Origin of the sequence: Sphingomonas sorbitolis (assembly GCF_036663875.1) — a bacterium.
In the GTDB taxonomy this organism is placed as follows: Bacteria; Pseudomonadota; Alphaproteobacteria; order Sphingomonadales; family Sphingomonadaceae; genus Sphingomonas.
In genome coordinates this window covers 462806-475892 of the sequence record NZ_JAXOJS010000002.1, presented here as the reverse complement: position 1 = coordinate 475892, position 13087 = coordinate 462806, and the positions used below count along the sequence as shown (strand labels likewise).

General features: G+C 68.2%; 11 protein-coding genes. 4 read left to right on the top strand and 7 right to left on the bottom strand.

Annotated elements, in window-relative coordinates:
• Window positions 1–29 precede the first annotated feature (29 nt).
• On the top strand, window positions 30–827 hold the full coding sequence (locus tag U1763_RS07520; RefSeq protein ID WP_332754722.1) for an aldo/keto reductase: 798 nt from the start codon (window positions 30–32) through the stop codon (window positions 825–827).
• A gap of 129 nt (window positions 828–956) precedes the next feature.
• Here the strand turns inward: U1763_RS07520 and U1763_RS07515 are convergent, their stop codons facing one another.
• From U1763_RS07515 to U1763_RS07485, 7 genes are all read right to left on the bottom strand, one after another.
• Complete coding sequence (locus tag U1763_RS07515) at window positions 957–2342, bottom strand: UdgX family uracil-DNA binding protein (protein WP_332754721.1); 1386 nt, start codon at window positions 2340–2342, stop codon at window positions 957–959.
• A 142-nt stretch (window positions 2343–2484) separates the two neighbouring features.
• Window positions 2485–3729, bottom strand: a complete 1245-nt coding sequence (locus U1763_RS07510; protein ID WP_332754720.1) for a putative DNA modification/repair radical SAM protein — start codon at window positions 3727–3729, stop codon at window positions 2485–2487.
• 67 nt (window positions 3730–3796) lie between these two features.
• On the bottom strand, window positions 3797–3973 hold the full coding sequence (locus U1763_RS07505) for a hypothetical protein (protein WP_165886462.1): 177 nt from the start codon (window positions 3971–3973) through the stop codon (window positions 3797–3799).
• 64 nt (window positions 3974–4037) lie between these two features.
• Complete coding sequence (locus tag U1763_RS07500) at window positions 4038–7424, bottom strand: chromosome segregation SMC family protein (RefSeq protein ID WP_332754719.1); 3387 nt, start codon at window positions 7422–7424, stop codon at window positions 4038–4040.
• 269 nt (window positions 7425–7693) lie between these two features.
• Complete coding sequence (locus U1763_RS07495) at window positions 7694–8434, bottom strand: thioredoxin domain-containing protein (RefSeq protein ID WP_332754718.1); 741 nt, start codon at window positions 8432–8434, stop codon at window positions 7694–7696.
• Between the two features lie 26 nt (window positions 8435–8460).
• Window positions 8461–9126, bottom strand: coding sequence for a thioredoxin domain-containing protein (locus U1763_RS07490; RefSeq protein ID WP_332754717.1), 666 nt, complete (start codon window positions 9124–9126; stop codon window positions 8461–8463).
• Window positions 9126–9689 (bottom strand): DUF721 domain-containing protein, encoded by a 564-nt coding sequence (locus U1763_RS07485; RefSeq protein WP_107963202.1) that lies wholly within the window; start codon window positions 9687–9689, stop codon window positions 9126–9128. Before U1763_RS07485 ends, U1763_RS07490 begins: the two co-directional genes overlap by 1 nt.
• A gap of 26 nt (window positions 9690–9715) precedes the next feature.
• Between U1763_RS07485 and U1763_RS07480 the strand changes: the two genes are divergently transcribed.
• The 3 genes from U1763_RS07480 to nudC are packed head-to-tail and all read left to right on the top strand — an operon-like array spanning window position 9716 to window position 12998.
• A complete protein-coding gene (locus U1763_RS07480; protein ID WP_443026892.1) occupies window positions 9716–10765 on the top strand; it encodes an A/G-specific adenine glycosylase in 1050 nt (349 codons plus the stop codon).
• Window positions 10762–12114 carry a serine hydrolase domain-containing protein gene (locus U1763_RS07475; protein WP_332754716.1) on the top strand — a complete coding sequence of 451 codons (1353 nt, stop codon included), beginning with the start codon at window positions 10762–10764 and terminating at the stop codon, window positions 12112–12114. The genes U1763_RS07480 and U1763_RS07475 overlap by 4 nt, the downstream gene beginning before the upstream one ends.
• 5 nt (window positions 12115–12119) lie before the next feature.
• Entirely contained in the window at window positions 12120–12998 is an 879-nt protein-coding gene (nudC, locus tag U1763_RS07470) for an NAD(+) diphosphatase (RefSeq protein ID WP_332754971.1), read from the top strand.
• The last annotated feature ends 89 nt before the right edge of the window (window positions 12999–13087 follow it).

Here is a 13087-nt window from a genome sequence, read left to right as displayed (position 1 = left end):
CCGGTACGCGGTTCGTTCGCTGGTGCCGCATGACAGATCTCACACTCAACGACGGCCGCACGATGCCCCAGCTCGGCATGGGTACGTGGCAAATCCCCGACAGCCAGGCCGCGGCGATCGTCCGCTCCGGGCTCGATATCGGCTTCCGCCTCGTCGACACCGCCGCGATCTACGACAACGAACGCGGCGTCGGCGACGGCTACAAAGGCTCGGACGCGTTTCTCACCACCAAGCTCTGGAACGACCGGCAGGGCGATGCCGAGGCGGCAATGGACGAGAGCCTGGCGCTGCTCGGTGTCGAGTCGGTCGACCTGTACCTGATGCACTGGCCGGTGCCGAAGCAGGACAAGTATGTCGAAGCCTGGAAGGCGATGATCGCCCTGCGCGATGCCGGAAAGGCCAAGTCAATCGGGGTTTCGAACTTCCTCCCCGAGCACATCGACGCGATCGTCGCCGCGACCGGTGTTACTCCTGCGGTCAACCAGATCGAACTCCACCCGAACTTCCAGCAGCGTGACCAGCGCAAGTATCACGAAGCCCACGGCATCGTGACGCAGAGCTGGAGCCCGCTGGGGCAGGGCAAGACGCTGTTGCAGGACGAAGCGATCGTCCGCATCGCCGACAAGCACGGCCGCAGCGCCGCGCAGGTGATCCTCGCATGGCATCTGGCGAACGGCTTCTCGGTGATCCCGAAAGCCTCGGACGCCGAGCATCTGGCGGACAATTTCGCAGCGCTGGACCTGACGCTGGATGACGAAGACATGGCCGCGATCGAAGCGCTCGACGATCCGGCGGGCCGCTTGGGACCGGAACCGAACAGCATGTAATCCTCCCCGGCACGGGGAGGGGGACCGCGACGCGGAGCGGCGGGGTGGAGGGGGTTCTCCACGAACGGTACGCCCGCGGTGAGCCCCCTCCACCAGCTGCGCTGGTCCCCCTCCCCGTACCGGGGAGGATCAGGCGATCCGTCCGCCCACTGTCCGCAGATCCTCGACGAACTGCGCATATTCCTCCGCAGCCTGCGCCGGATCCGGCAACCGCAGCAGATAGCTCGGATGGACCGTGATCCAGGCTTCACCCCCATCCGGCAACTGCAACGCCCGCCCGCGCTCGCGCCCGATCGTCATCACCTTCCCGAACAACGACCGCGCTGCGGTCGCCCCTAGCGCCACCGTCACCTTCGGCTTGATCAGCATCTGCTCCTGCTCGATCCACCAGCGGCAGGCGTCGATCTCGCCTGCGCCGGGCTTGGCGTGGATGCGTCGCTTGCCACGTTGTTCGAATTTGAAGTGTTTCACGGCGTTGGTGACGTACGCGCGGGAGCGGTCGACGCCAGCCTCGGCCATCGCCTTGTCGAACATCTGGCCGGCGGGGCCGACGAAGGGGCGGCCGGCTATATCCTCTTGGTCACCGGGCTGTTCGCCGACGAACATTAGCGGGGCATCAACCGGGCCCTCGCCGAACACGGTTTGCGTTGCGGGCTTGTAGAGCGGGCAGCGGGTGCAGCCGGCAGCTTCGTCACGCAGTGCTTCCCACGCGATCAGGCTGTTACCACCTACCGTGTCGCGCGCCTTCGCGATCATCCCGCTCTCCCTTGCCTGTGCCGCTGCCAGCAGGCCCGGTACCAGCGCGGTCTCGGGCATATTTTTCCAGTATTTCTTCGGCATCTCCTTCAGCATCGCGCCGATCTTGACGCGCGCCGGGTTAAAGATGCTGGCGTAATAGGTCTTCCAGACTTCCTCGGTCGGGTCGCCGTCGGGGGCGTCGGCCTTGCTCGCGCCGGGACCCTCGCTGAGCGCCTTGCCGTCCCAGTGAACCGAGACCTCGGGCGTCAGGATCGACCAGCGCATGCTAGCGAAGCGGTTGACGAAGAACGCGGCGTTGGCGCGGACGATGTGATGATCGGGCTCGAACCACGCGACGAAGCGTGTGCCCCCCTCTTCCTCGACTTCGCGAAAGCGGAGGAAGGCGCGCATCTTGTGGATGTCGCGGCGGACATCCTTGGCGATCCGGTCAAGCCGGCGGACCAGCGGGTCGGCGCGATCCTCGATCAGTTTGGGTTCACGGCGGAGGCGGAAAAGCAGCGTGTAGAGCAGGGCGAAGCGTTCGGGATCGCTGCCGAGGATCGCGCTACGGGCTAGGTCGAGGAAGGCGCGGGGGACGGAGAATGCGCCGGGGGGTGGGGCGGGGGCCGGATCGGCTACGGTTGCGAACAGGTCGACGGGTTCGTCGCCGACTTGCCAGACGACGTCGTCGGGGGGGATGTTCTCGGCGATCAGGCCTCGGGCGGCGTCTCGCCAGCCGTCGAAATCGTCGGGTTCGGATAGGGTTACGACGCGCATAATCCTCCCCGGCACGGGGAGGGGGACCAGCGAAGCTGGTGGAGGGGGGCTTCCACGAGCGTACCGGTTGTGGTGAGCCCCCTCCACCCCGCCGCTGCGCGTCGCGGTCCCCCTCCCCGTGCCGGGGAGGAATGCGTCGGCGTCACGCGAACATTTCCATTTGCTTCGGTTTCGGGGCGACGATCGGGCGGAGTTCGGCTTTGTCCGCTAGAGCTACTGGGCGCCAATCCTCGGCAATGATGAAGGGGCGGAGTTTCGCGACCGATACGGTCAGTCGAGCGATGTCCGCCAAATGCAGGCGGCGCCAGCGGCGGCTGGTGAGGATGCCATTGACTGCCTTTACACCGAGCCCGGGGACGCGGAGGAGCATTTCGCGGGGGGCGCGGTTGACGTCTACCGGGAAAGAGCCGCGAAATTTGAGCGCCCAGGCGAGCTTGGGGTCGATGTCGAGCGGCAGCATCCCTGTGGCGTCGTCGGCAGCCGCTACCACCTCATGCGGCTGGAACTCGTAGAACCGCATCAACCAGTCGGACTGGTACAACCGGTGCTCGCGCATCAACGGCGGGCGTTGCAGCGGCAGCACCGCGCTCGCATCCGGGATCGGGCTGAACGCCGAATAATACACGCGACGCAGCCCGAACCGATCGTACAGCGTGGAAGCCTTCCGCACGATGTCGCCGTCCGTCGCCGCATCCGCCCCGACGATCATCTGCGTCGACTGGCCGGCAGGGGCAAACTTCGGCGCAGACTTGTACTTGGCCTTCGCATCCTTGCCGTCGATGATCGACGCCTTCACCTCCGCCATCGCAGTCTCGATCCGCACCCCGTCCTTTTCGGGAGCAAGCCGCTTCAACCCATTGGCGGTCGGCAGCTCAACGTTGATCGACACGCGATCCGCATACAGCCCGGCCTGGTGGACGAGTTCGGGATCGGCGTCGGGGATCGTCTTAAGGTGGATGTAGCCGCGGAAATGGTGGTCCTCGCGCAACGACCGCGCGACCTCGACCATCTGCTCCATCGTATAGTTCGACGACGCGATGATCCCCGACGACAGGAACAGCCCCTCGATATAATTGCGCTTGTAGAAGGCGATGGTGAGATCGACGACTTCCTTCGCCGTGAAGCGAGCGCGGCGGACGTTCGAGCTCTTGCGGTTGATGCAGTAATGGCAGTCGAAGATGCAGCTGTTGGTCAGCAGGATCTTCAACAGCGAGATACACCGACCGTCCGGCGCATAGGCGTGGCAGATGCCCATCCCCTCGGTCGAGCCGAGCCCCTTGCCGTCGCGCGAATTCCGCTTGGTGGTACCCGACGACGCGCAGGACGCATCGTATTTGGCCGCATCGGCGAGAATCTCGAGCTTTTCACGGGTATCGAGCTGGGCCATTCGTTCGTCTTACGTTCCGGAATCGCAAGTGTCGATTGATCGATATCAACGATCCGCGCGATGGGCGTCAGTCGAAGATATAGCGGAACAGGTCGACGAACCCGCCAAGGCTGACGGGGAGCAGCAACAGGACGAGTGCGTAGAACAGCAGGATGCGGCTTAGCGCCTTCTCATGGCGGAACACAGGCTTGCGTGGGGGAAGGTCTTCCTTGCGCGGCCAGATGCTGGATTCGTCGAGGAACATGCGCGTGTTATACCGCAAAACGTGACCGCGTTCCGGCAAAATAATACGGAAAAATCGATCTGTATCATTCAGCTGGGAGCAGACCAGTTGCCGCCTGGAGGTCGACCGAGACGAGGCGGCTGACGCCGCGTTCGATCATTGTCACGCCGAACAGGCGGTGCATGCGGCTCATCGTGACGGCGTTGTGCGTGACGACGAGGTAGCGAGTGTCAGTGTCGCGGGACATGCGGTCGAGTAGGTCGCAGAAGCGCTCGATATTGGCGTCGTCGAGCGGCGCGTCGACCTCGTCGAGGACGCAGATCGGCGCGGGGTTGGTGAGGAATAGGCCGAAGATCAGCGCGACCGCGGTCAGCGCCTGCTCGCCGCCCGACAGGAGGGTGAGCGATTGCAGGCGTTTGCCGGGTGGCTGCGCCATGATCTCGAGCCCGGCTTCGAGCGGGTCGTCGGAGTCTATCAGCTCGAGGTGCGCGGCGCCGCCGTCGAAGAGCGTGGTGAAGAGGCGCTGGAAATGGCCGTTCACCGCTTCGAACGCGGCGAGCAGGCGCTGGCGGCCTTCGCGGTTGAGCGTGCCGATCGAGCCGCGCAGGCGGTTGACGGCTTGCCCGAGTTCGTCGCGTTCGACCGCGTTGCCGCGTGCGGACTCTTCGAGTTCGGCAAGTTCGGTTTCGGCGATGAGATTGACCGGGCCGATCCGCTCTCGGTCGGTGGTGAGGCGGTCGTGCGTGGCGGACTCCTCCGCTGGCGCGCGGACGTCGGCGACCGCGAAGCCGAGACGTTCGGGGAGGACGGGGGCGGGGCATTGGAAGCGTTCGCCCGAGAGGCGGCCGAGATCGAGGCGACGCGCTTCGTGGTTTTCGACGCGAGCGATCGCGCCGGCGCGGGCTTCGCGGGCGACGGCGAGCGCTTCGGTGGCAGCGCGGTGGGCGTCGTCGGCGGTGCGGGCGGTGGTCTCCGCGGTGCGTTCGGTGGCGAGGAGCGCGTCGGCGGTTGTGCGCGCGTCTTGGTGTTCGGCGTCGAGCGTCTCGATCTCTGCGTCGAGGGCGGCGGGGCGAGCGGCGATCGCGGCTAGGTCGGTGGCGAGCGTGGTTTCGCGCGAGTCCATGGCGGCGATGCGCTTGGCGGCTTCACCGGCGCGCGCGCGCCAGCTTCGGGTGTCGGCCTGGGCGGCGGACAGGCGTTCGCGGTGGGCGGCGATGCTGCGGTCGAGCGTGGTGCGATCGGCGCGGGCCTGCGCGACGGCGGCGCGGGTACGTTCGGCGTCGTATTGGAGCGCGGCGACCTGGCGCGCGTTGGCGGTGCCGTCGGGGACGGCGGCCATCGCGGCTTCGGCGCGGGTGCGGTCGGCGTGCGCGTCTGCGACGTCGTCGGCGATACGGTGCGCGCGGACGTCGAGGTCTGCGCGCTGGGTGGCGCGGCGCTCGAGCGCGGCGGCGGCGCGGTCTTCCTGACGGAGGGCGTCGCGCGCGGCGATTTCGGCGCGTTGCAGGGCGGCGCGGGCGGTTTGCGACTGGCGGCGGGCTTCGGCGATCTGGCGGTCGATCGCAGCGCGCGCGTGTTCGGCTTTGTCGAGGGCCGTGGCCGCTGCGGGGCGTGCGGCTTGGAGCGCAGCGAGGCGGTTGCGGCGGACGAGGCGTTCGGCGGCCGCGGCGCCGGTGCCGGTTGCGGTGAAGCCGTCCCAGCGGCGAAGCTGGCCGTCCCGGGTGACGATGCGCTGGCCAACGGCGAGGTGTTGCTGGCCGTCGGTGTCGACGACGAAGACCTGCGCAAGCCGGCGGGCGAGGGCGGGGGGGGCGTCGACATGCTTTGCCAGCGGTTCGGCGTCGGCGGGCGGAGCGGGGTCGTCTTCGCGGGGCTCGGCGCCTGCCCATGCGTCGAGGGCGGTGTCGAGATCCTCGCCGAGCGCCGCGGCGAGTGCGCGTTCGTAGCCGGTGCTGGCTGAGATATGGTCGAGCAGCCGATCGCGACCGCTGCGCTCTGTTGCCTTGGTGAGCGCGGTCACTTCGCTGTCGATCGCGGCGAGGTCTGCGCGAGCGGTGGCGCGCGTCGTTTCGGCGGCGTCTCGGGCGCTGGTCGCGGTGGCTTCGTGGGTGTCTGCTTGGGCGATGGCTTGGCGGGCGGATTCTGCTGCGGCGGTCGCGGCGCGTCGGGCTTCGGCGGCGGTTTCGCGCTCTGCGGCTAGCGGAACGGGGTCGCCGAGGGCGCGGAGGGCGGCGGCGATCTGCGCGGCGTCGCGATCGGCGCGGTCGGCGCGGGTGCGGGCGGCGGCGAGCGCGGCGCTGGCGACACGGACTTCGGCGGCGTCGCGGGCTTGCGTGGCGAGCGCCTGGGCCAGCGCGACCTCGGCGTCGCGGACGCTGCGTTCGGTTTCGGCGAGTGCGGCGTCGAGATCGGGGATCGCGGCGGTGGCATCGGCGATCGCGGTGTCGAGCGTCTTGGCCTCGTCGGCGAGGCGGGCGAGCGCGGCGGCGGCGTCGCTGGCGAGCGATCCTTCGCGCGCGCGGTCGTCGGCGATGCGGGTGCGGGCGTCGGTGAGGTCGGCGATCCTGCGCTCGACGCTGGCCTTCTCGGTTTTGAGCGCGGCGAGGCGGTGGGCGAGGTCGCCGACCAGGTCGCGCGCGGCGAGCGCTGCGGTGCGCGCGGTGGAGACGGCATCGATCGCGCGGTGCTGGTCTGCGGCGGCTGCGCGTTCGGCGTCGGTGATTGCGCGGACGCGGGTTTCGGCGGCGGCGGCTTCGGCCTTGGCGGCATCGGCTGCGCTGGCGGCTTCGCGCCAGCGGGCGATGAGCGTGCGCGCTTCGGCGACGCGGATCTGCGCGGAGATGAGCCGGTAGCGTTCGGCGGCGCGGGCCTGGCGCTTTAGCATGGCGGCGCGCGCGTTCTGGTCGGCGATGATCTCGTCGAGCTTGGCGAGATTGGCTTCGGTGGCGCGGAGTTTCCCCTCGGCGTCTTTCCGCCGGACGTGGAGGCCGGCGATTCCGGCGGCTTCCTCGAGCATGGCGCGGCGATCAGCGGGTTTGGCGGCGATGACCGCGCCGATCTTGCCCTGGCTGACGAGCGCGGGCGAGTGCGCGCCGGTGGCGGCGTCGGCGAAGAGCAGGCCGACGTCCTTCGCGCGGACGTCGCGGCCGTCGATCCGGTAGGCGGAACCGGCGCCGCGCTCGATCCGGCGGACGATCTCGCGTTCGTCACCGGCTATTTCTGCGAGGATCGAGACTTCGGCGAAGTCGCGGGGCGGGCGGGTGGCGGTGCCGGCGAAGATGACGTCGTCCATGCCGGCGCCGCGCAGGGATTTCGCGCTGGCCTCGCCCATCGTCCAGCGGAGCGCTTCGAGGAGGTTGGATTTGCCACAGCCGTTCGGGCCGACGACGCCGGTGAGGCCGGGTTCGATGCGGAGGTCGGCGGGGTCGACGAAGCTCTTGAAGCCGGTGATGCGGAGGCGCTTGATCTGCATTCTTGCGCCCCCCGACGACTAAAGTTGGATCCTATCGCGAACGGAGCCCTAAACCTTGTTTCCCCGCGAAGGCGGGGACCCAGACTGGGCTCCCGCCTTCGCGGGAGAACAAGAAAGAACTGCCGCCAGCCCAAACTCCACCCCCCCCGGCGGAGGCCGGGGCCCAATTGGGGACGGCGCTAACTAAGGTTGCGCGCCGTTACTGCGACCTTTCCAATTGGGCCCCGGCCTTCGCCGGGGGGGACGTGTGGGTGGAGAGGACGCGGGGCTTACGCCCCAGCCGCCTTCAGCGCCTTCTCCATCTGATCCCAGCTCACGACCTGATCGAGCTTCTTGTCGTTGATCAGGAACGTCGGCGTGCCCGTGACCGTGCCCGCCTGCATCGCGTTCTCGGTCGGCTTGGCCATCACTTCGAGCTGCTTGTGATCCGCGAGGCACGCGCGCGCCTTCGCTTCCGGGATCCCGCGCTGCTTGACGAAATCGATCGCGCCCATCTGCTCGGCGAGCTTGGTCGCGACCACCGTCGGCGGCTGGTTGGCGAGCGCCTTCTGCTGGTCGGGGGTCATCGCCTGGAGCTTGTCGAGGAAGGCGATCTGGTTACCGTACATCTGCTCGAGGATCGGGAAGAACGGCGCGACGCCGCCGCACTGGCCGAGCAACGTCAGCGCCACGTCGGGCGCGCCGTGGACGAGGAAGTCGCGGAATTCGAAGCTGACTTTCCCGGTCGAGACGTATTTTTCGGTCAGCGGCTTGTACGCCTCGCGGCCGAACGCGCCGCAGGTCGGGCACGAGCGTGCGCCGTATTCCACGAGCTTGATCGGCGCGTTGGGGTTGCCCATCAGGTAACCCTCGGGGGTCTTCACGACCGTCTCGGTCCAGTTCTGGCCGGCGGGGGCTGCGGCGGCGGCAACGGGCGCCGCGGCGGGCTGGTCGACGTTACCGGTCGAATCGTTCTTCGAGCAGGCGGCGAGCGCGAGCGGCAGGACGGCGAGCGTGGTCAGGAACTTCATCGGGTTACTCCAGTGGATCACGTGAATTAACGGGCGCCTGCCTTGCGGAGCGCGGGTTCGAGCTGTTCCCAGCCGACGTGCGGGACGAGTCTGCCGTTGAGGTAGAAGGTCGGCGTCGAGTCGATCTCCTTAGGCGCGTCGGCGGTCAGTTTGACGATGCGGTCGATCTCGGGCTGGTTGGCGAAGCACGCGTCGATCGCCGCGTCGGACAGCCCGCGCGCCTTGACCAGCGCGGTCAGGCCCGAGCCATCGGCATTCGCGCGGATCTGTGCGGCCGCCGGGTACATGGCGAGGCGCGCGGCGTTGCCCTGCTGGTATTCGATCCCGCGCTCGAGCCATTGCGGCTGTGCGGCGAAGATCGCGGACGAGGTGGCGGAGAAGCCTTTCGGGCCGGTGCAGCGCGCGAGGATCGCCGCCGACAGGTCGAGCCGGTCGCGGATGAAATGGCGGAATTCGAGGCTGGTCGAGCCCGATGCGATCATCTGGCGCTTCAACACGGGTTCGGACTTCACCGAGAAGTCGGCGCAGTGCGAACACGTGTAGCTGGCGTATTCGACGAGCTTCACGCGGGCGGCGGGGTTGCCGATCAGGTAGGCGCCCGATGGGAGGATGCGCGCGGTCTGCGACCAGTCGCGTTTCGGCGCGGCGCCGGTCAGCAGGAAGAGGGCGAAGACGGCAAGGAGGACGCGCATCAGTTGATCCTGGGAAGGCCGTGCGTCGAGGCGACGCCGGCGGCGAGGGATTCGAGGACGGCGCGCAGTTCCGGATCGGCGATGCCCTTCAGGCTCATACCGAGATCGACGGGGACCGGGCGGATCGAAGGCGGGGCTTTGCGCGGCACGGGGGCGGCGACCTCGCCCTGGCGGATCGCGACCTTCACGATCGCCGCATAACCGAAGAAGCGGTTCACGCGCTCGATGATCTCGGGCGCGATGTGCTGCATCATCGGTGCGTGCGCGCCGCGGACGGTAAGGGTGAGGACGCCGTCCTGTTTCTTGCCGACCGGGAAGCGGATCGATTCGGGAATGCTCGCGCCCGCCAGTTTCGCGCCGACGATCTCGGGCCAGCGGCTGACGATCGACGACTGGACGAAGCCGAATCGCCGGAATGCCGCGCCGCCGATCGCGGGCAACAGCTCGGCGACCGCGCGCGAGCGGTTCTCGCGCGGGGCGTCGGGATCGGTCCTGCCTTTAATGCGCTTCGTCGCCGGCTTGGGCGTCGCAGATTTAGGCACAGAAACGGGCGGCTTGCTCATCTGCGAACCCATGCCATAGGCGACGCGTGAACGCCAAGCGCTCTTCGGTCTCCGGGGCCCTGCTAGACTGGTATGACGCGCATCGTCGCGACCTTCCGTGGCGCGCGAAGCCGGGCGAGGCGGTCGATCCGTACCGGGTGTGGCTGTCCGAGGTGATGTTGCAGCAGACGACGGTGGCCGCGGTGACCCCGCGGTTCCTCGCGTGGACCGCGCGGTGGCCGGATTTCGCGAGTCTGGCGGCGGCGGACGATGCCGACGTGATGGCGGCTTGGGCTGGGCTTGGGTATTATGCTCGGGCGCGCAATCTGGTGAAGGCGGCGAAGGCCGTGGTGGCTGAGCATGGCGGCGTATTTCCGCGGACCGAGGTGGAGCTGCGCGCGCTGCCTGGGCTCGGCGCTTATACGGCGGCGGCGGTGGCGGCGATCGCGTTTGGCGAGCGTGCGGTGGTGGTCGATGCGAATGTCGAGCGAGTGGTCGCGAGGCTGTTTGCGATCAAGACGCCCTTGCCAGCGGCGCGGCCTGCGATTCGGGTCGCGGCGGACTCGATCACGCCGGATGCTCGCGCGGGCGATTTCGCGCAGGCGATGATGGATCTGGGGTCGGGGATCTGCACGACGCGCGCGCCGAAGTGCCTGTTGTGTCCGATCCGCGCGCATTGCGAGGGCTTTGCTCAGGGCGCGCCCGAGCGGTTGCCGGTGAAGGCGAAGAAGGCGGCTAAGCCTCAGCGCTACGGGACGATCTTCTGGCTGGAGCGCGACGGGCAGGTGCTGCTGGTGCGGCGACCGGACAAGGGTTTGCTGGGCGGGATGCGCGCGTTTCCGACCGGGTCCTGGGGTGATGTTGCGCCCGGTTTCGAGGATGCACCGGCGCAGGCGGATTGGCGGATGCTGGACGCGACCGTCGCACACGGATTTACGCATTTCGATCTGCAACTGACGCTTGCGGTGGCGACGGTCGAGGCGCATCAACCGCGCGTTCCAACGGTAAGCGAATGGTGGCCGATCGACGAGCTGGATACCGCCGGGCTCCCGACCGTTTTCGCCAAGGCCGGCAAGACCATACGGAGAGCTGCATGAAATTGGTGCACTGGATTTCGACGGGCGGACTTGCCGCGCTGGCCGCCGCCACGGCCTATGGCCAGCAGGCGCAGCCGCGTCCGCAAATGAGCCCGCGGGCTCGGCCGACGCCGCGGATGACGATCCCGGTCAATGCGCTGCTGCCTGCCACGTCCGCGTTGTTCGAAAGCCTCGTCGCGCAGGACAAGATGCCGGGGATCGTCGGTGCGTTCGGCGCGGGCGACGGTCCGACGTTGTTCCCGGCGGCGGGCAAGATCAGCGACGACCCCAATGCTCCGGCGGCAGGCCCCGATTCGCTGTGGCGCGTCTATTCGATGTCCAAGCCGATCACCGGCATGTCGGCGATGATGCTGGTCGAGGACGGCAAGCTCAACCTCGACGATCCGGTCAGCAAATATATCCCCGCGTTCAAGGACATGAAGGTCGCGACCAGCCCCGATACGTCGCTCGCTACGCGCCCGGCGACGCGGCCGATCACGATCCGCAACCTGCTGACGCATACCGCCGGGCTCGGCTACACGATCGTCACCAAGGGGCCGTTGCTCAAGGAATATGAGCGGCTCGGCATCCTGCCGCTATCGGTCAGCGCGGCGATGGAAGAGAAGATGCGGCCCGTCCGGCCGAAGTCGCTCGAGGAGTTCGCCAACCGCGTCGCGACGCTGCCGCTGATCGCGGACCCCGGCACCAAGTGGAGCTATTCGATCGGGCTCGACGTGATGGGCCGCGTGATCGAGGTCGCGAGCGGTATGAGCTTCGAGCGGTTCGTCCAGACGCGGCTGTTCGATCCGCTGAAGATGAAGTCGAGCTTCTGGAAGGTGCCGCAGAGCGAAGTCGGGCGGCTGGCGACCAACTACGCGTTCATCGGCGATACGCGGACGCCGCTCGATCCGGCGGCGAACTCGGTGTTCCTGCAGAAGCCGAGCTTCCCGTATGGTGGCGCGGGGCTGGTGATGTCGGCGCGTGACTACGACCGGTTCCTGCACATGATCCAGGACGGCGGCACGCTCGACGGCGTGCGCGTGATGAAGCCCGAGACGATCGCGCTGGCGACGTCGAACCTGTTGCCGGCGGGCGTCGTGTTCGGCGGAGTTGGCGGCGGTACCGGGGGGACGCAGGGGAGCAACATGGGCTTCGGCGCGGGCGGATCGGTGGTGCTCGCGGATACGCCGAACGGGCCGGGCAAGGGTACTTATGCCTGGGGCGGGGCGGCGGGCACGATCGCTTGGGTCGACCCGGCGAAGCATTCGCGCGGCAACGTGATGGTCAATTACTTCCCGGCGGACCGGATACCGCTCCGCCAGCAGGTGGTCGCGGCGCTGCTCCAGGATGCGGCGAGGTTGCGCCGATGAGCGTGATGGACGCACCTGGATTTACCGGCGGGACGCTCGACCGGTCGGATGCATTGCGCCACGATCCGGAAGGGCTGGCGGCGGCGCAGCGCGATTGGCGGGCGCGGTTGCTGGTGCTCGACGGGTTGCTGCCGGGCACGACCGACGACGGGCGTCTGGCGTGGACGTCGATGGCGGACATGCCCGACGATGCCGAGCCGATCCTGCTTGGTCTCGACGAGACCGGGCGGCCGCATTTCGCGGGGCTGCTGGCGGGCATGCGCGTCGACAATGCACCCGCGATGCGGTCGCCCGCGCTGATGGCAGTGCTGGCCGCGCTCGCGCCCGGCGAGGCGGCGACCTATGCCGGCGCGCGGAGTGTCATCGACTGGCATGTCCGGCATGGTTTCTGCGCGAAGTGCGGATCGCCGACCGAGGTGTTCCGCGCCGGGTGGGCGCGGAAATGTCCGAACTGCGGGACCGAGCATTTCCCGCGCGTCGATCCGGTGGTGATCATGATCGCCGAGCATGACGGGCGTGCGCTGCTCGGGCGCGGCAAGGGATGGCCGCCGGGGCGGTATTCGGCGCTTGCGGGCTTCGTGGAGCCGGCCGAGTCGATCGAGGAGGCGGTCGCGCGCGAGATCCTCGAAGAGTCGGGCGTTCGGGTCGGCAAGGTGCGGTATGTCGCGAGCCAGCCTTGGCCATTCCCGTCGTCGTTGATGATGGCGTGCGTTGCCGAGGCCGAGGACGATGCGATCACGCTCGACGTGAACGAGCTCGAGGATGCGATGTGGGTGCCGCGAGAGATGGTGCGCGCGGTGCTGCGCGGGGAAGACGGGCCGTTCGTGGCGCCGCCGCCTTATGCGATCGCGTATACTTTGTTGAAGGAATGGGCGGGGGAGTAGGTCGCGCGCCCCCTGCATGCACCACCCCGGCGGAGGCCGGGGCCCAGTTGGAGAGGTGGCAGTAACGATGCGCAGCCCTCCGTTACCAC